Annotated in this window: 22 protein-coding genes; 21 read left to right on the top strand and 1 reads right to left on the bottom strand. The window is 31.5% G+C overall.

The window, feature by feature from the left end; translation table 11 throughout:
- The first annotated feature begins 293 nt into the window (after positions 1-293).
- From MKY06_RS30450 to MKY06_RS30385, 14 genes are all read left to right on the top strand, one after another.
- Positions 294-842: a PadR family transcriptional regulator gene (locus tag MKY06_RS30450; protein ID WP_340962369.1), complete on the top strand. Its 549-nt coding sequence runs from the start codon at positions 294-296 to the stop codon at positions 840-842.
- 35 nt (positions 843-877) lie between these two features.
- Positions 878-2,629 carry an MFS transporter gene (locus MKY06_RS30445; RefSeq protein WP_340962368.1) on the top strand — a complete coding sequence of 584 codons (1,752 nt, stop codon included), beginning with the start codon at positions 878-880 and terminating at the stop codon, positions 2,627-2,629.
- Between the two features lie 27 nt (positions 2,630-2,656).
- Complete coding sequence (locus MKY06_RS30440) at positions 2,657-3,634, top strand: MBL fold metallo-hydrolase (RefSeq protein WP_340962367.1); 978 nt, start codon at positions 2,657-2,659, stop codon at positions 3,632-3,634.
- A 439-nt stretch (positions 3,635-4,073) separates the two neighbouring features.
- The gene (locus MKY06_RS30435) at positions 4,074-6,368 is read left to right on the top strand and encodes a beta-ketoacyl-[acyl-carrier-protein] synthase family protein (protein WP_340962366.1); all 2,295 of its coding nucleotides are present in this window, start codon (positions 4,074-4,076) and stop codon (positions 6,366-6,368) included.
- A 59-nt stretch (positions 6,369-6,427) separates the two neighbouring features.
- On the top strand, positions 6,428-6,709 hold the full coding sequence (locus tag MKY06_RS30430) for a phosphopantetheine-binding protein (RefSeq protein ID WP_340962365.1): 282 nt from the start codon (positions 6,428-6,430) through the stop codon (positions 6,707-6,709).
- Positions 6,710-6,798: 89 nt separating this feature from the next.
- Positions 6,799-7,542 carry an SDR family NAD(P)-dependent oxidoreductase gene (locus tag MKY06_RS30425; RefSeq protein ID WP_340962363.1) on the top strand — a complete coding sequence of 248 codons (744 nt, stop codon included), beginning with the start codon at positions 6,799-6,801 and terminating at the stop codon, positions 7,540-7,542.
- A 12-nt stretch (positions 7,543-7,554) separates the two neighbouring features.
- Positions 7,555-8,298, top strand: coding sequence for an SDR family NAD(P)-dependent oxidoreductase (locus MKY06_RS30420; RefSeq protein ID WP_340962362.1), 744 nt, complete (start codon positions 7,555-7,557; stop codon positions 8,296-8,298).
- A 54-nt stretch (positions 8,299-8,352) separates the two neighbouring features.
- Positions 8,353-8,826 (top strand): 3-hydroxyacyl-ACP dehydratase FabZ family protein, encoded by a 474-nt coding sequence (locus MKY06_RS30415; protein WP_340962360.1) that lies wholly within the window; start codon positions 8,353-8,355, stop codon positions 8,824-8,826.
- Positions 8,827-8,931: 105 nt separating this feature from the next.
- Entirely contained in the window at positions 8,932-9,318 is a 387-nt protein-coding gene (acpS, locus tag MKY06_RS30410; protein WP_340962358.1) for a holo-ACP synthase, read from the top strand.
- Positions 9,319-9,405: 87 nt separating this feature from the next.
- A complete protein-coding gene (gene accB, locus MKY06_RS30405; RefSeq protein ID WP_340962356.1) occupies positions 9,406-9,879 on the top strand; it encodes an acetyl-CoA carboxylase biotin carboxyl carrier protein in 474 nt (157 codons plus the stop codon).
- Between the two features lie 11 nt (positions 9,880-9,890).
- The gene (accC, locus tag MKY06_RS30400) at positions 9,891-11,240 is read left to right on the top strand and encodes an acetyl-CoA carboxylase biotin carboxylase subunit (protein ID WP_340962355.1); all 1,350 of its coding nucleotides are present in this window, start codon (positions 9,891-9,893) and stop codon (positions 11,238-11,240) included.
- A 101-nt stretch (positions 11,241-11,341) separates the two neighbouring features.
- A complete protein-coding gene (gene accD / locus MKY06_RS30395) occupies positions 11,342-12,193 on the top strand; it encodes an acetyl-CoA carboxylase, carboxyltransferase subunit beta (RefSeq protein ID WP_340962353.1) in 852 nt (283 codons plus the stop codon).
- Between the two features lies 1 nt (position 12,194).
- Positions 12,195-13,187 (top strand): acetyl-CoA carboxylase carboxyl transferase subunit alpha, encoded by a 993-nt coding sequence (accA, locus tag MKY06_RS30390; protein ID WP_340962351.1) that lies wholly within the window; start codon positions 12,195-12,197, stop codon positions 13,185-13,187.
- A 1,208-nt stretch (positions 13,188-14,395) separates the two neighbouring features.
- Positions 14,396-14,713 (top strand): substrate-binding domain-containing protein, encoded by a 318-nt coding sequence (locus tag MKY06_RS30385; protein WP_340962350.1) that lies wholly within the window; start codon positions 14,396-14,398, stop codon positions 14,711-14,713.
- Positions 14,714-15,064: 351 nt separating this feature from the next.
- Here MKY06_RS30385 and MKY06_RS30380 read toward each other — a convergent pair whose 3' ends face one another.
- Positions 15,065-15,403, bottom strand: coding sequence for a hypothetical protein (locus tag MKY06_RS30380; RefSeq protein WP_098590480.1), 339 nt, complete (start codon positions 15,401-15,403; stop codon positions 15,065-15,067).
- Positions 15,404-15,539: 136 nt separating this feature from the next.
- Here MKY06_RS30380 and MKY06_RS30375 point away from each other — a divergent pair, with 136 nt between their 5' ends.
- The 7 genes from MKY06_RS30375 to MKY06_RS30345 all read left to right on the top strand — a co-directional run.
- On the top strand, positions 15,540-16,001 hold the full coding sequence (locus tag MKY06_RS30375; RefSeq protein ID WP_340962348.1) for a hypothetical protein: 462 nt from the start codon (positions 15,540-15,542) through the stop codon (positions 15,999-16,001).
- Between the two features lie 189 nt (positions 16,002-16,190).
- Complete coding sequence (locus MKY06_RS30370) at positions 16,191-16,967, top strand: SDR family NAD(P)-dependent oxidoreductase (protein WP_057240482.1); 777 nt, start codon at positions 16,191-16,193, stop codon at positions 16,965-16,967.
- 95 nt (positions 16,968-17,062) lie between these two features.
- On the top strand, positions 17,063-17,410 hold the full coding sequence (locus MKY06_RS30365; protein WP_340962346.1) for a hypothetical protein: 348 nt from the start codon (positions 17,063-17,065) through the stop codon (positions 17,408-17,410).
- Between the two features lie 51 nt (positions 17,411-17,461).
- Positions 17,462-17,788 (top strand): DUF6678 family protein, encoded by a 327-nt coding sequence (locus MKY06_RS30360; RefSeq protein WP_340962345.1) that lies wholly within the window; start codon positions 17,462-17,464, stop codon positions 17,786-17,788.
- A 108-nt stretch (positions 17,789-17,896) separates the two neighbouring features.
- Positions 17,897-18,361 carry a CDI toxin immunity protein gene (locus MKY06_RS30355; RefSeq protein ID WP_153252657.1) on the top strand — a complete coding sequence of 155 codons (465 nt, stop codon included), beginning with the start codon at positions 17,897-17,899 and terminating at the stop codon, positions 18,359-18,361.
- A 155-nt stretch (positions 18,362-18,516) separates the two neighbouring features.
- Positions 18,517-18,771, top strand: a complete 255-nt coding sequence (locus tag MKY06_RS30350; protein WP_340962343.1) for a hypothetical protein — start codon at positions 18,517-18,519, stop codon at positions 18,769-18,771.
- Between the two features lie 38 nt (positions 18,772-18,809).
- On the top strand, positions 18,810-19,319 hold a 510-nt coding region (locus tag MKY06_RS30345; protein WP_340962341.1), incomplete at its 3' end, for an FtsW/RodA/SpoVE family cell cycle protein.

Here is a 19,319-nt window from a genome sequence, read left to right as displayed (position 1 = left end):
AGCTACTGCAGTAAGCTTGCCTGTCCAATCGAAAAATAAAAAAGAACCCTTACTACAGTAGGTGATGATTAGATGTGGGTAGAATATACCTAGTTTTTTGAATATTAGGTGGAATATTGGCCCTTTATTTTTTTTAGAATTTACTGCAGTTCTTATCATTAGAGCTTCAAGAACTTTTCATCCTCTAAAGAAAATATTTACAAATAAATATATATATGGTATAAATATATTCATTAAATCTATATTAACAATATTAATATTAATTTAATGAATATAAATTAAGAGGTGTAATTATGAAGAGTAAAGGTGTTATCTTAGGACTTTTATCAAAAAAACCCATGGCTGGATATGATATAAAATTAGTCTTTCAAGAGGTTTTTTCACATTTTTTTGATGGAAGCTATGGAATGATTTATCCAACTTTAAAGACTTTAGAGAAGGAAGGAAAAATTGAAAAGAAAGTAATCATTCAGGAGGGGAAGCCGAATAAAAACGAATACCACATTACGGAGGAAGGAAGAGAAGAATTTCAAATGTACATGAAACAAAAGGTAGATGAAGAAATCTTATATTCTGACTTTTTATTGCGTATGTATTTTGGAGAATACAGCAGTATGGAACAGTTAAAGCAGTGGATTATAGAAGAAATTAATAAAAAGGAAGACGATATTAAAAGGTTAGAAAACAATTATGAAGACTGGAAAGAAAATTTAACTTTTTCTCAAAAAATTTGTTTAGATGTAGGTGTCTCTAGTTATTATGCCCAGGTGAAAACGTTAAAAGAAAGTTTAAAGCAAGTAGAGGGCGTTTTAGCTAATTCAAAATCAGAATCATTGATTTAACAAACATAGATATAAAATTCAAGGAGACTAAGTTCATGAATGAAAGTAATAATTTGAAAATTGTTTTTTTAATGTCGATGGGCATTTTCTTATGTATGGTTGATACTACTATTATGAATATAGCCCTTCCTGCAATACAATCAGACTTGCAAACCACTTTAGAGCAAATGTCATGGGTATTAAATATCTATACGATATCTATTGCTGTCTTTTCTATCCCTTTAGGACGCGTTGCAGATATATTTGGCAAAGCTAAAATTTATATTCTAGGACTTTTAATTTTTGGAATAGGTTCTTTACTATGTGCTTTTGCAGATAGTGGGGAATTTTTAATATGTTCTCGTTTTCTTCAAAGCGTAGGGGCTGCTATCTTATTTCCAACTAGTATGGTGATTGGTGTTTCTTCGGTTAGTATGGAAAAAAGAACAAAAGCTCTAGCAATTTTAGGAGTCACACAGGGACTATCTGCTGCATTAGGTCCTGCGATAGGAGGACTAATTACAGAGTTCCTAGGATGGAGATGGGTATTCCTTGTTAACATCCCTATTTGTATACTTGCCGTCATTTTATGTTTGAAGATACTTCCTATAAGAAATGAGAAAAAGCTTCCGGCTAAGATTGACTGGTTTGGTTTAGTTACTAGTAGTGTTGCTATTACTCTTCTAACAGTAGGGGTGGTAAAAGGAAATGAGTGGGGATGGATGAGTTATAAATCACTAACCTGTTTTCTTGGAAGTGTGGTCTTCCTTCTTCTTTTTATAAGATATGAACGGACAGTTTCCGATCCAATGATAAACCTTAATCTTTTTAAAGACCGTATCTTTGTAGGCTCAGCGCTGGTAGTTGTCATAAGTAATATATTCTTGGTCGGAGTAACCGTGATTCTCCCAACTTTTCTAACTAAGATACAAAATAAAACTGAATTAGGAGCTGCTCTACTAATTACTCCTATCTCTGCAATGATCTTTGTATTTTCACCTTTAGCCCCTGTATTTCTTAAAAAATTAGGGAAATTATTAGTTATATTAATAGGTTTTATTTTGATGGCTGGATCTTACTATTTGTTACAACATATTGATATCAACTCTACTAGTAAGGATATTATTATTCCTTGTATGTTATTAGGTATAGGTTTTGGTATTTTGGTAGGGCCAGTTACTATTTTAGCAGCTTCTTCTTTTGAAGGAGAACTATTAACAGCTTCTCAAAGTGTAACCACTATGCTTAGACAAGTGGGAATTGTGTTAGCCGTTGCTATTTTTGTCTCTAGTTTAAATCATAACATCAAAGAGAGCAAAAATAATATATATCAATATGCGCAAGTACAGGTAGATAAATTGAATTTAGATAACTCGGATAAAGAGAAAATTTTAAAAAAGGTAAATGAAGATATTAATTCAGAGAGTATAAAAGTACAAAAGGAAGATAGTAATTCCACCCTAAATAGTTATGTTTCAGATAAACAAAGAGAAGCGATAATAAATAGACAAGTTACCTTAGCTTTAAATGCAATACCAGAAGAATATAGAGAGACTAAAAAGAATGAGGTAACAGAACAAGTAACACAAGCGGTTGATAATAACCTAAAACATATTCAAGCTAAGATTAGTTCTACTTCAAAAAACATACATCAATATTCTGAAAAAGAAATAACATCATCATTTAATAAATTATATAAGTATTCTATTCCATTTATCTTAATATGTAGTCTTTTTAGTTTAGTTTTTATTGAAAAAAGAAAAAAAAGCAATATTGTAAAAAAAGTTATAGAGGATACTCAGGTATAAATAAAGTAGAAGGGGAAATTTGTTAAAATGAACGAGTTATTTAACGGTATACATAAGATTGTTCTTCCATTCCAATCACCTCTAAATCATGTAAATGTTTATTTAATAGAAGGAGAAGAACTTACACTAATTGATGCAGGAGTAAATAGTAGTCAGGCTTGGAGTGAGTTAGAATTTCAAATCAATTCTTTAGGATATAAAGTAACGGATATTAAAAATATTGTGATTACACATCATCACCCAGATCATATTGGTTTATTAGATTATTTTTCACATGATGTAAAGGTTTTTGGACACTCTTATAATGAAAGTTGGATAAATGATTATAAAAATTTACAGATGCACTTTAATAAATTTATTAATCACCATATCAAGGCTTATGGAATACCAGATGGGTTTAAAAAAACTTTAATAAAAAAGGAGACAGAAGGTGTAGCCTCAACTAAGAAGATAACTAACTTTCTAACGGAAGGGCAGGTTTTACCTTTTCTTCCTGGCTTTAAAGTTCTTGAAACACCAGGACATTGTTCCACACATATTTGTTTATATAGAAAAACTGATGGATTATTAATAGGAGGAGACTTATTAATTAATAACATCTTCCTTAATACATTCATGGAACCTCCAATGATTGGTAGTAATGAGCGACCTAAATTATTATTAGAATATAATAAATCACTCTTGAGAATCAAAAATTTAGATATTAATTTAATATATCCAGGGCATGGTGAAGAAATTAAAGAAATCGATTTATTAATTGATTTGCAATTTAAAAAACAGCAAAAAAGAAAAAAAAGAGTGATGCGCTTGCTAAGGGAAAAGCCTCATACAATATATGAATTATGTACTAAATTATTTGTAGGACTATATGAGATTCAGTTTGCATTGGCTCTATCAGAGACGATAGGAATAATTGATTTATTAAAAGAAGAAAAACATATAGTGATAAATAAAACGGATGAGGTTTGGGTATGTAATTTAAATCCTGTCCCTGCATATTTTTAATATTTATTATATAAAACAGCAAAAAACAATTGGTTTTTTTGCTGTTTTTCGATTGTTTAATACATTATATTACAAAAAATATTTAAATTAGAAAAACTTACATAATATAAATAATTTATTAAATTAAGGAAAATATATTGAATTTTATTCCTTTTTGTAATAACATAGCATTTGTTGATTATAAAAGAACCATGACTTTTTTATCATCTAAGGGATATATGGATCTTAAAACGTTTCTAAAGTCCTATACAAGAAGGCTTTTTACTAGATATTAGTTTACAAGATTCTCTAAATTAATAAATAGGAATATTTCGTATTACAACCTTATCACATGATAATAGTATGGTCTTAATACATAAAGAAGGTGGTTGATAAAGACAAAAAATAAATAAGTAATCAAAATTAAATAAGTAAGGTTTTGAGTTAAGGAGGAAAGTAGTTGGAAAAACACAGAGTTGTAGTAACAGGAATGGGTATTATTTCCTCTATAGGTAATAACAAACAAGAAAACCTAAGAAGTATGAAAGAAGGTAATACAGGAGTTAAGAAGCTTCAAAAATTTAGTACTGATAAATTTATAAGTCATTTAGGCGCAGAAATTAAACAGTATGATTCTCAAGTTCACTTAAAGGATAAAGCCTTTTTAAAATATGATCGTTGTGCACAATATGCTATGGTTTCAATCAATGAAGCCTTAGAAGAGAGTAAAATATTGGACCATATTTCTCATCAAGAAGTCGGCTTATCATTAGGAACTTGTAATGGCGGGGTCAATGCATTAGAGGAGCAAGGAAAAATTGAATCACTAGATAAGGAAAAAATGAAAAATTATCCTTTTTTCAATCAAAGTGATAATGTAGCAAAATATTTTTCACTAGGCGGTCCAGTTAACACTATTAATACAGCTTGCGCAGCAAGTGGAAATGCGATAGGGTTTGGATTTGAAATGGTACAAAAGGGTTACGCGAAGGCTATGATTGCCGGAGGATCAGATTCAATGTCTTCATCTGTTTACGCCGGATTTAATTCTTTGAGAGCTCTAAACCCTGAGCCATGTTCACCTTACAATAACGTTTATGGTCTAAGCTTGGGAGAAGGTGCAGCTTTTGTAGTATTAGAAACCTTAGAAAGTGCTTTAGCTAGAAATGCTAAAATTTATGCTGAGATTTGCGGATATGGCTTAAGTAGCGATGCTTATCACGAAACTGCACCACATCCTGAAGGATTGGGTATTCAAAAAGCTATAGAATATGCAATTAATCAATCTTCTATCAAAAAAGAGCAGATAGACTATATTAATACACATGGAACTGGTACTAAAGCAAATGATAAAGCTGAGCTAAAAGGTTTAGAACAAGTGTTTGGGCTAGAAACACTTAAACAAATTCCTCTTAGCTCCAGTAAAGCATACTTTGGCCATAATCTAGGTGCTGCTGCTGCTATTGAATATGTTACAACTCTATTGGCTATTCAAGAAAATCTATTACCAGCAACAATCAACTTCCAGGAACCTAGAGAAGGCTGTGAGAATGCTAATATTATAACTAATAATATGATAGATAGGAAGATTAATTACTTTTTGTGTAATAACTCTGCTTTTGGGGGACACAACGCCTCTATAGTCTCAAAAAAATGGAATAATAATTCAGATAAAAATTTGAATATTGAGAAAATACCAGAAGAAGAGAACGTTTACATAGTTGGTAAGGGTAACTCTAATATTTTATTGAATGAAAAGCAAGAGAGTCTCCTTGAATATCTAATACAAGAAAAACAATCTAAACAGGAAGCAGAGTTCAAACTCAAGGAATACGATAAATCTCTTTATGAAAGACGTATGAACACTTTGGCTCAACATAGTATTGCAGCAGCAGATATTACGATTAAAGATGTTGATAAAGAAAATACTTTGAATCGTGAAGAAATAGGGTTAATTTATGGTACTTCTAGAGGCAGCTTGCAAAGCACAGAAAAATATTTTAAATCTATTCTTCAAAAGGGTCCGGAATTCGCTAGTAGCATTTACTTCCCTGATATGGTTTTAAATTCTGTAGCAGGAAAAGTATCCAAAAAACTTGGTTTACAAGGGTTTAGTAGTTCTATTAGTACTGGAGGAAATGATGGCCTATTTAGTTCTATATATGGTTATGAAGTAATAAAAAATAATATTTATTCTCATTGCTTAGTTGGAGCAGGAGATGAGCTTTCTAATTTATCGCATGAAATTAACCAGTCTATAGGACTAGATAAAAGTGAATATCCAGTTTCTGAAGGTAGTAGTTTCCTAATGCTTTCTAATCAACTAAATATAAACAAAAATTATGCTCAGATCTCGGGTGTAGGATTAACTTTTGGTTCTGACATAGAAAGCCTAAATAAAGCCATAAATATGGCTTTAGAAAAAGCTAAAAGTAAGATATCAGAAATTGATTTCATCTTCTATAACTCTAATGGTTTATTAGATGATTTAGATATTTATAAAAAGTTATTTGAGAGAATAGATAATGAAAACAATATTTTTAAGTATTGTTTTAATTCTAAAGGATATTTAGAGTCAACTAGTTCCCTAAATCATCTGTATTTAGCAGCCGAAGTATTAAGGGGAGATTTTACAGATATAGATGCTATTAATGAGTTTTTTAACCAGGATATTACTACATATAAAAAAGGTATTGTAGTAAGTACCTCTATTAATGGAAATAACTCTGCAGTTGTAGTAAATAAAATTAATTGATTATGGTCATTCATAAATTTTTATAAATAATATTAGAAGATATTTAGGAGGATGTTTAGATGAACAAAATTGAAGAAATCAAAAATACTATCAAAACAAAAATTTTAGTGGAAAGATTAGAACTTGATGATATTACACCAGAGGAAATCGATGATAACGAAGCATTATTCGGAGATGGATTAGGGCTAGATTCTGTAGAAGCACTTGATGTAATTTCAGGCATTGAGGAGGAGTTTGGAGTTAAAATGCAAGGTCTTTCTGAAGAAGAAACTCATGAAATCTTTAGTTGTGTAAATACACTATCGAACTTTATTCATGAGCAACTAAGTCAAACGGTATGATTTGACAGCTGTAAAGCCTGAAAAGGCTCTACAGCTTTTTTCTTAAAAAAGTTGAGTCAAAAAGCTGTTAGATTAAAGGAGAGAAGGCTATGAGTTTAAAAGATAAAGTGGCTATTGTGACAGGTGCTACTCGAGGTATAGGTAAGGAGATTTTGATAGATTTAGCAACAAAAGGAGTCAAAGTAGTTGGGATTTATGCAAGAAGTGAAACTGCGGCCAACGAGCTACAAGAAAACCTTAGCAACAACGGATGCGAAGTTGAATTTTTTAAAGGTAAAGTGGACAATGCTGAATTTGCTGATACAGTAGTCGGAAAAGTAATAGATAAATACAATAAAATCGACATTCTAATCAATAATGCAGGGATTAATAGAGATAATCTTATATTTAATATGCCACAAGAAGATTGGAATGCTGTTTTTAAAACTAATTTTAATGGAACATATAATTTTTGTAATACAGTAATCCCACATATGTTAGAGCAAAATAGTGGAAACATTATTAATATGGTTTCTGTTACAGCAGTTAATGGTAGGGAAGCGCAATCAAACTACGGTTGTTCAAAGGGAGCTATTATTGGATTAACTAAAATGCTTTCACGTATTTACAGCCCTAAGGGAATTAGAATAAACACAGTAGCTCCTGGGATGATTGAAACTGATATGATTGAACATGTGCCAGGTCAAAAGATGGAAAACTTCCTTCATCATACTAACGTTAAGTCTTTAGGCCAAGCGAAACAGGTTGCGGACATAGTTTCATTCTTGGCGAATGAAGAGAATTCTTATTTTACTAATACTGTATTCAAACTAGACGGTGGATTCTTACGATAAGGAGGAAAGAAAATGAAACAAAATATTTTAATTACAAATAGTGAGCATTTATTTAATCAGATGATAGGCGAGTACTACCTAAGCCGAGAATATAAAGTTATATTTTGTTTTGAAGAGGGTTCGAAAAAAAAGAAATATGAAGACAGACTAATTCAACTTGGTATAAGTTCCGAACAATATATGTTAATTGATATTAAAGCAGAAGACCTTAATTCTTTAGAAAAGAGCGTAGAAGATATTTACGACAGATTAGGATGTATTGATGTCTTGATTCATGGAAATGAAATGTTAGATGAAGTAAAACTTTTCAAGAATGATCCAATTGAACTCAATATATCTATAGATAAATATTTTGAAAAAATTTATATGTTAAATCGCATTATTACTGCCAAGATGATTAAAACTAAGAAAGGAAAAGTAGTATTTCCACTTATTTTTGATGGTTTAGATTATGCTGGTTATTCAACGTCCCCAATTTTAAACAATGGCAAAATCTCATTAATGAAATGTATGTCACATGAATTATCTGCTTTTAAATTAAATATCAATGCAATGACTTTTGGATATTTTGATGACAACTTTGATTCGGCAACAAAAAAATCACTAAAAAAGAAGCTAGAGATTTTTGCCTTAAAACCAAGGTTATTGCCTTTAAAAGAATCTATTCCTGCTCTTAACATACTGATTGATCCAGAAGTAGAAACAATTGGTGGACAAAATATACATATTGGATTAGGAATTGAAACACTTCTTTAAATACATGGAATTTATTAATTTACTAAAATATTAATTTTAATTGGAGGCTATTCTGTGTCATCTGTTGATATTGAGAAAAATAATATAACCCCAGATCAGATTTTATTACAAGAAGCTCCGTTTTTATTTATTGATAAAATATTAGATGTTAACGAGCAGGAAATAACTTGTTTAAAGCAACTAGCTTATAATGAACCTTTTTTTAAGGGACATTTTCCAAACAATCCAGTGCTTCCAGGCGTGCTAATGATTGAAATGGCGGCACAAGCTAGTTTAATTTTGACTACATTTATAGAGAATAAATTCAATTTAAATGCAGAAACAAAACATAAGCAAGTTGGTTATCTTGTAAAAGCAGATAAATTCACATTCTATAACATGGCCAGACCTGGAGACTCGTTAAAAATTAAAGTAGAACTAATTAAAAGGGTAGGAAATTATTATACAGCCCAATCTAAAATTACTTTAGCAAGTGATGAAAAGAAAGTAGCTAAAGGCGAGTTAGTGTTCTACGTTCCATCACATTAAATAACAACCTATTATATAAAGCGAACCTGGAGGGAATGACGTAGAACTGTCACACTTCGCGTCATTCAAAGGGTTTTGTTGTAATTAACAATAGGAGGAAATACTATGGTTTACGGTATAGGTATAGATTCAGTAGAGCTAGATAGAATTGAGTCAATTTATGATAAGCGACCAACAATATTAGTAAATCAAATTCTTACACCATCCGAAAGAGAAATATTTTATAAAATAAAAGAAAAAAAAAGAAAAATTGAGTGGATTGCTGGAAGGTTTAGTGCAAAGGAAGCCATGAGTAAAGCAATAGGAACTGGCATCGGAGCTACTTTTAGTTTTCAAGACGGAGAAATACTATTTGATAAGAGAAAAAAGCCCGTCTTCTATATATCAGACCAAACAAAAAAACATTTACCATTTGATATCAGAATACATGTAAGTATTACTCATACAAATACTACTGCCACAGCAATGATTATATTAGAAAAAATTAAATAAACTAACGTAACTTTATAATTAAGTACAATACTACTTTAATTATTACTTAGTATTATACGAATAGGGCTGTTTAAGAAAGGACTAGACATGGAACTTAAAGAAATCCAAGAATTAATAAAGGCATTAGATAAATCTTGTATTGATGAATTAGATTATAAATTAAATGATATGAAACTTTCATTAAAGAAAATAAAAAACAAACCTGAAGTAGGGAATATTACACCTAACAAAGTACAGTATATAGATGAATTCCCTCAGCAAAAATTAGATTCTATTCAAGAAGAAAGTAAACCTGCTGACACAAGAAAAGAAGAAGTAACTTTACATGAAATCACTTCTCCTATGGTTGGTACTTTTTATAATGCATCTTCACCAACTGAAGATCCTTATGTAGAAGTAGGAGCAGTCGTAAAAAAAGAGACTATTGTTTGTATGGTGGAGGCTATGAAACTATTTAACGAAATTGAAGCAGAGGTAGAAGGAGAAATTAAAGACGTTTTAGTTAAAAATGGTGAATTAGTGGAATATGGACAACCTTTGTTCTTAGTGAAAAAAAATTAGAGGTGAAAAATTTGATTCAGAAATTACTTGTTGCCAATAGAGGAGAAATTGCAGTAAGAATTATTCGAACTGCGAAAGAAATGGGTATAAAAACGGTAGCTGTATTCTCCGAACCAGATAAAGAATCTCTTCACGTAAAATTAGCAGATGAAGCATATTGTATTGGTCCCGCTTTAGCTTCAGATAGTTACTTAAATACTATTAATTTATTGAATGTAGCCACACTTACAGAATGTGATGCAATTCATCCTGGTTACGGATTTTTAGCAGAAAATGCCGATTTCGCTGAACTATGTGAAGAATGTAACATTGTTTTTATTGGACCTTCTTCAGATACTATTCGAAAGATGGGAGCTAAAGATGTCGCAAGGCAAACTATGATAGAAGCAGGTGTACCAGTTACTTTAGGGTCAAATGGAAAAATTAATGATATGAATGAAGCTGTTAATATAGCTCGAGACATTGGTTATCCTGTAATTATCAAAGCAACGGCTGGTGGGGGCGGGAAAGGAATTCGAGTTGCTCGTAATGAGCAGGAATTGATAGATGGTATTCGTATTACACAGCAAGAAGCAAAGTCTGCATTTGGGGACCCAAATGTTTATTTAGAGAAATATATTACGGATTTTCGACATGTCGAAGTACAAATTCTAGGTGATAATCATGGAAATGTAATTCATTTAGGCGAAAGAGATTGTACAATTCAAAGAAGGAGACAAAAGCTTTTAGAAGAAACACCATCCCCTCAAATCAGCGCTAAGGTTAGAGAAAAAATGATGGAAACATCAATAAAAGCAGCAAAGGCTGTTAACTATTCTGGTGCTGGAACTATTGAATTCATTTACGATCTCCAAGCTAATGAATTTTATTTTATGGAAATGAATACAAGAATTCAGGTAGAACATCCAGTAACTGAAATGGTAACAGGTATTGATATTGTTAAAGAACAAATAAATGTTGCTTCAGGAGAAAAATTAAAGTATAAACAAGCAGATATAGAATTTAAAGGTTGGGCTATAGAGTGCCGTATAAATGCTGAGAATCCAATCAAAAACTTCATGCCATCTCCTGGAATGATAACTAAATACTTACCTGCAGGTGGAAGGGGAGTGCGTGTAGATTCAGCAGCATATTCAGGTTATGCTATTCCCCCTTATTATGATTCCATGATAGCAAAACTTATTGTATTTGCTGAAAATCGAGAACAAGCAATAAGCTGTATGAGACGCGCATTGGAGGAATTCGTAATAACTGGAGTCGAAACCACAATTCCTTTTCATTCAAAGCTTTTAGCTCATAAAGCATTTATTTCAGGGAATTTCAATACAAACTTTTTAGACTCCCACAATATTTTATCGTAATACATTAACTTGAAAATATTGAACTTTGTAAAGAAACTTCACTGTTTGTTGAATAGATAATAATTACACGAATGATTCACTAACACCTCGGAGGAAAAGATATGATCAATGGGATTTTTTTAAAAAAGAAAAAGTATGCTTCGGTACCTATTAAAGAAAAAAGACCATTCTCATCACAAGGGGTAGTTACAAAATGCCCAAAGTGTAAAAAACTTCTATTAAATAGAGAGCTAGATAAAAATCTAAAAACATGCACTTTCTGTAAATATCATTTTCCAATGACTGCATCAGAAAGAGTTAAATTTCTATTAGATGAGAATAGCTTTATTGAGTATAACGAAAATATGCAATCTGGAAATCCGTTACAATTTCCAGGGTACGAAGAAAAATTAAGAATTGATGAAAAAAATACAAATTTAAAGGAAGCAGTTATAACTGGTCAAGGTACTATTAAGGGATATCATACAGCACTAGCAATAATGGATACTAGATTTCGAATGGGAAGCATGGGTTCAATCGTAGGAGAAAAAATTGCTCTTGCTATGGAAAAAGCAATTGATCAACAAATTCCTTTTCTTATTTTTACAGCTAGTGGAGGAGCAAGGATGCAAGAGGGAATAGTCAGTTTAATGCAAATGGCAAAAACGAGCTCAGTTGTAAAGATGATGGATATCAATAGGAATTTGTTTATTTCCATCATGACTTCCCCTACTACTGGTGGGGTTTCGGCAAGTTTTGCTTCATTAGGCGATTATAACCTTGCAGAACCGGGAGCATTAATTGGATTTGCTGGAAGAAGAATTATTGAACAAACTATCAGAGAGGATTTACCAGAAGATTTCCAGACTGCAGAATTTTTACTTGAACACGGCCAGTTAGATAAGGTAATTGATCGACTTAGTATGCGTGATACAATAGCCTCTATTTTAAGTATTCATCAAGGAGATTATTAAAATGGAAAATTTTTTAGATTTCGAGCTCCCCATTATCGAATTACGAAAAAAAATTTTAGATTTAAAGGAATTTAATCATTCAAAAGGCATAGACCTTTCAAATGAAATAAAAAAGTTAGAAGATAGATTGCAGGCTCTTGAAAAAGAAATTTATAAAGGAATTTCTCCATGGGATCGTGTACAAATTTCTCGTCATCATAATCGCCCTACATGTTTGGATTATATTAAAGAATTATTTACTGATTTTCTTGAACTCCATGGTGACCGTGTTTATGGCGAAGATTCTGCAATTGTAGGTGGAATTGGAAGATTTGAAGGAAAACCAGTTACTATTATAGGGCATCAACGTGGGAAAGACACTAAAGATAATCTTTACAGAAACTTTGGTATGCCCCATCCTGAAGGTTATAGAAAAGCTCTTAGATTAATGAAACAAGCAGAAAAGTTTCAGCGTCCTATTATCACATTTATTGATACAAAAGGGGCTTATCCTGGGAAAGCTGCTGAAGAAAGAGGACAAAGTCAAGCTATTGCACAAAACTTATTTGAAATGGTTTCACTAGAAGTTCCTATCATTAGTGTCCTAATAGGCGAAGGAGGAAGCGGAGGAGCTTTAGGTATAGGGGTATGTAATCACCTTCACATTTTAGAAAATTCTACCTATTCCGTAATTTCTCCTGAAGGAGCAGCAGCTTTATTATGGAAAGATGCTTCTAAAGCTAAGGAAGCGGCAGATACAATGAAAATTACAGCGTATGACTTAAAAAAGTTAGGAGTTGTCGATAAAGTAATTTCTGAAATTCAAGGTGGTGCCCACAAAGATACGAAAAAACAGGCTATAGAAATAAAAAAAGCATTACGGGATTCTTTAACGTTACTCAGTGAATTATCAAACGATGAATTAGTAACACACAGATATAATAAGTATAGAAAAATGGGGCAATTGACTTACTCTGACGAAACTAAACCTGAGAGAGTTTTAGTTTCTAACTAAGGAATAAACCCCAAACTATTGATCTACTATTACATGTATATAAAAAAGGATCTTATTGCAAGCTTTTTAAGCCACTTATAATTAACTTTTAAATCTAAATCATAGTTATACAGAACGAAGAAATTATAAGAAGGAATTCTTCAGACAGGTTTGGACTCACAATACAACAATAGTGAGTTTACTCAGTATGTCCATAAATACAAAATTAAGCAGTCTTTCAACCAGAAAGGCTGTTCTTTTGATAATCCCTGTATAGAACCAGCATGTGAATTTGAAAAAAGAATTAGATCTGAACAAAAAGAGTTAAAAGAATTTTCAAAAGAGGAACCTCAATCTTTTGTGTGATGGCGTTCTCTTCCTAAAGAATATCTTTTTTATTACAATCAAAACGATTTAACGAATGAATATACGAAATAGCATGAGGAGAAATACCAACTTCCTGCATCGATTGAAGTTGAAGAACTTCATTTTGATCCCCGCAGAATATACATATGTATCCAAATCTTCTATTTTACATTTTTATATTATATTTACAGTTATCTTCCTCTAATTCCGCCAGAAACGTTCATAAAAGTGTGGTATTTTTAGTGGACGTTCGTAATTTCATTTCAAACTTAGATGAACGATAAAAACAATAGATTTTTTATCTAAATAAGAGTCCGTAAACATATACTTTTACGGACCATGAATATGATTTTGTTTCAAAACGTTAAAGGAATAAAATCAATTATCTTTCTTTTAACTTGCTTTTCACCTAGAGCAAGTTTTTTTGTTTATCCTACTAAGGGATTTAAGGAAATGATATAGGTTACCCTGTATCAACCTATTTTATCCCTCTTCATTCTAATTTCTGCGTAATATTGACTGACTGGAATAAAACAAGTAACAAGCTCGATTAAGTAACCATCTTAGAGTCATAATTTATTCATTAAATGAAAAATTCACTATTTTTATGGAGAAAAACATCAAATTTATATATCTAATATGCAGAGGAGTACGCTTTGAAGGAATTAACTTTAGTTTTACATACAACGAAGTATTCAATACAAATTTCAACACTTTAAAAACTTTTTATCTGTCCAAAAACGACTTAACATTTACTATCAAAAATAATGAATGTTATCATCAATTACCTTCACTGTTATTGATGGTAATGCAATGTTATTCTATACAAGAAATCAATCAAACACATCTTAGGAGGTATTTACATGAGTGGACATGAACATTCACTACCGAAGTCAAAGGGAAATACATTTGCACTATTTGCTTTGGCCGCAACATTCTTTGGTGTAGGAGATAGTGTGGAAGCCATCAAACAGTGTGCCATGCTTGGAATGGGAATTGCTTTTCTTCCTGAAATCTCTGTTGCTTCCGAACTTGAACAAGGTAAGTTAGTTTCTTTATCCTTAGATCTAACAGAAATTAATTTTGTTTCTCAGATGATTTGGCATAAAGGAAAGTGGATATCACCTGTCATTCAAGCATTCCTTGATATTTCAAGAAGTTCATATCAACATAAAAATTAACTATTTCTTTTATAGAACCGAAAAAAGAACCTTTATAGTTAGGGTTCCAATTCGGTAAATTTTATAGGAATGAAATTATTCAAAAAACTAGATATCATAAATTTCCCAATTGGGCTATTTTTATAAGGACGAGCATATGTATAAAAGGTGCACTTCTTATACATTAGTTTCTCAACCACCTACTGAGAAAACGTTGATAAATCAACAGTGTATAAAAAGTTGCATACTCCGGAAAAAGAACCCTCGGCGGAACCGTTCTGCGACAAGGGTTCTTTTTTGTGGTGTTTTCCGGAAAGAGACTTTATGTAAACTAGGAATGTATATGATATACATAGTCGTTCTTTATATAGATTAAATCAAAAATCGATTGTGTATATACCTTATAATTACCAATCCTATATAAACAATAAGAACTGAAAAGAAAAAGGGGATTTTATAGAAATAAATGTCACTTACATTTTCTAACATACCAAAGCTGATGGTAAACTTATGGGGGTAGTCCACTGCATACTCTCCGTAAATTTTCATTAAATCTTGCTGAGCAAATGGAACAGGATAACCAAACATTGCTACGCTGAGCTCTTCACGTTCATGAATAGTAACTGGTGAAAGAATAGAAATAAGAACTAAAAATATACTTACCAGCAGGAGAAACAGCCATATAAATAGTCTGTCTAGTAACTCACTCATTATTTTTGACCCCCTATAATCTTTGGTAGTTTCTTATGAAATGATATATGCGATTATTAAATTTTATTCATGTGTTTTGCTTCTGATAATTAAATGTGAAATGGGAGATAGTAACTAAAAAATGCGAGGAAATGTAATGAAAAAAATTGTTTTAGTTATGCTCTTGTTGTTTGTAGTAATTGTTTATCCAAATGAAACGAATGCAAGCAAGATGCCTTGTAATTTAACCCTGGAACCTCTAGATAAGAAGTTGAAAAACGCTAAAGGGGTGGGCTTGATCTATCAAGTACAATTAAACCCACCAAGTTTTGAGCGAACTAATATAAGTATCCTAGCTGTTCATCTTCCTAAGCCATCTTCTTTTGGTAATTATGATAGCTATGAAGGTTTCGCTTCTATACCTAATGAAATTAGTTGGCGTTTTCAACTTTACCCTACACCTGAAGAAGATACCCCTACTTGGGCTGGAAGATTTGATTTAATTACAGCAAAAATGCGGAATGCTAAGGTTGAAGTACGACTTTCTAATTCCAAAACAAAAAAGTTAGGGCCGCCTATATTGAGAGGCACTTTGAAGTGTTGTGAAGAGAATAATTAATAATCTAATAAAAAGGAGTCCTTACTTATTAAGGACTCCTTTTTATTCTTTGTTCCTAGAATGATGATTATGTTAACTACGTTTGTATATCGTATACAGATATACAAACAGTATTTCTCTAAAAAACATTCCAAAATTTGATAGAATTAATCTATTCAGATTTCATTGAACTTAAAAGGGGAGAAATATATGTTTGAAGAAAAGGTAGGTATCATTACAGGTGGGACATCGGGAATTGGTTTAGCTACAGCAGAATTATTGGCAAAAGAGGGTATGTATGTTGTTATTGCCTCTAGAAGTATTGAAAAAGGAGAAGAGGCCCTTTCCAGATTAAAAAAGTGGTCTCCCAAATCGATCTTTATTAAAACGGATGTAACCAATAGTCAGGATGTCAAACAGCTTGTTAGCCAAACATATTCCACATTTGGGAGCATAGATATTGCTTTTAATAATGCGGCCAACACAGAGGCTTCTTCTAATGCTACACATCAGTTCAGGGAAGAAGATTTTGACCATTTAATTAATGTTACGTTAAAAAGTGTATGGCTTTGTATGAAATATCAGTTACAAGTAATGACAAAACAAAATAGTGGCGTCATTGTTAATACATCTTCTATGGATGCACTCTTATGTTCTGCAGGAACTGGTGTGTATGCTGCAGGAAAAAGTGGGGTTATAGCTTTGACGAAATCAGTTGCTCAAGAATATGGTCATCAAAATATAAGAATTAACTCTCTTTGTCCTGGTGCATTTCATACATCTATGTTAGAAGAAAAATTCTCAACCCTATCTCCAGAGGAAAAAGTAAAGTTAAATCAATCCTATCAGAGGTTAAATGCATTAGGTAGAATTGGTGATCCATTTGAAGCAGCAAAAGCAGTAAAATGGCTTCTTTCTGATGATGCATCTTTTGTTACGGGTCAAAACATTATTGTAGATGGTGGAATTGGGTTTAAAATTGAATAACTTTGTAGAATTATTAATTGATTTTATCACTACCGATAATACCTGTTATGTTAAGTTGAAATATATAAACTATACACCTTTAGTAAGGAGATTTAATGAGAAAATACATAATATTAGATATGCCTATAAATGATATTAAGAAAGTTATGATAGTGGACATCAAAGATGAAGTAAATATGTTTCTTTATAATACGTCAGATGATGTACCTTCAATTGGAGACTATAGTTTTGAAACATCACAAGAGGCTGAAGGCTTTTTTAACAAGGAATTTTCAAAAGAAAAAGATAGTATAGCTTCTTGGATTTATGTACCAAATCCAACTAAGGATTGTCAGGAAGATATTATTAAACCAGTAAGAATTAAGGGTATAAATACTTGTACTCCTCAATGGGGAACTTATGAGGAATTCGTAAACGGAAAGTGGATAGACATTAAGTTTTAGCCTACCTACTACCGATAACACGCTTAGGATAACTAAGGGAGTGGTTTTTTCATGAGTTCTTATGAATATCAATCAGTAATGAATAACACTAAATGGCAAGAAATTAGAAATGCAATGAACGATTGTTCTATAAATACAATTTGGAGAATACAGGATTTCAAAACTAAGTATATAAGTAATTGGGATGGAGATTGGTTTTATCATTTCAAAGGTAATTATAAAAACATTGAGTGGTTAGAAATAAAGGTTGAAAATTTAGAAGAGAAGGGTCAGGTAATTAATATACTTAGAACAATTAATATACCAGGAGAAACAAAAGATGATGTTATAAAAGTTTATGGCTACGTTCAAAACAATAATTCTATAGATTATTTATAATAGCTAATGGTTCTTATAATCCCAGTTATGATAACTAGAATCTCATCTCATACTAACTATTTTTTGACCTCCAAATAAGACAAAAAATATGAGGAAAGGTATTGTACGATGAAAAAACAAGACCGACAAAAAAGATTAGAGTTTCTATTGGCAAAGAGAAAGAGGTTAGAGAAAAAAGAGAATAAAGATCCTCTTTTTTCAGAATGTGTAAATGCTTTAGGTAAAGGCGTTATTATATATTCTCCTGAAAAAAGTGAAGAAAGGTATTGCTCGTTTCAAAAAGAGGTTCCATTCACATTTTACGGAAGGATAGAATGGGATAAATTTGATAAATACTGTGTAATTACTTATTTAGAAGATGTAAAAAGCTTAATAAATGATGATGATCTTGAGATATATTGGAGTACAGACAATTTTCCTGTGCTAAAGACGAAGTTTGAGAACATCTTAAGCGTATATGATGATGTCGTAGCTGTAGATAGTAATACCTTTCTCTATATAGAAAATAAATACGTAATAGAAATTTATCATGACGGAGAAATGAGAATAGGTTCCTTAAACAATTTCCGATAAGCCGTTTTATGGTAACTATTAATATATTTTTTGCTACTATTCCTATCTTACTTAAGGTTTTGCTATGTTATAATTATAACCTTGTTTACATTTATGGTTAATAAATGATAATTAATCACATAATGGTAATTTTTATTTAATGGTAGGAGTGTTGTATGAAGTACGTAGAAGTTGTCACAGAAAGTAGAGTAAGAACAATAGCTTTAGTACTACTACTTATCTTTATGAGTTTAGGGTGGTATCTAGATAGTTCTTTTTGGTACAAAGCAGTCATCATGGTTGTATCAGTTGCATTTATCTTACATAGTTTACATTATTATTTGACAGGAGGAAACAAAACAGTAGGTACCATTGCTATAGTAGCAAGTTTAGCCTTTGGTTTGTTTAATTTATTGAGAACTTTTCTCTAAAATTCCATTTTTATATTGCAAGAAATGAGGATCTTTCTATGTTTAAAAAGGTTTTAAGGTGTTATGACTACAGATTTATTTTAGCTTTAGTTATTTTAAGTATAATTGGTTTAATTATGGTTTACAGTGCTAGTATGGTAACAGCTGTTGCTCGATATGGATTTACGGGTGATTACTTTTATCAAAAGCAAAAGCTTGCACTTATAGCAGGTTTTTTCTTTTTTTGTGTGACAGCTATTATCCCTTATAAGATTTATCAAGAAAAAAAAGTGTTGAAACTTGCATTAGGGGGAGTAACTACACTTCTAGTTCTGGTGCTTGTATTTGGACATACGGCAGGAAATGCAACAAGTTGGCTTGTGCTTGGTCCAATTAGAATACAACCATTAGAATTAACAAAACTTGTGATTATTGTGTATTTATCAGCTGTGTTTACAAATAAGCAGCAATATATAAATGACTTAAAGCGTGCGATTATTCCACCTATTCTTATTGTCTTCTTTCTTTGCTTTTTAATTGCAATGCAGCCTGATTATGGAGGAATTCTT

Origin of the sequence: Priestia sp. FSL P4-0332, from assembly GCF_038005845.1 — a bacterium.
Taxonomy (GTDB): domain Bacteria; phylum Bacillota; class Bacilli; order Bacillales; family Bacillaceae_H; genus Priestia.
The sequence above is the reverse complement of the archived record's forward strand: the minus strand, read 5'-3'. Positions and strand labels throughout refer to the sequence as shown.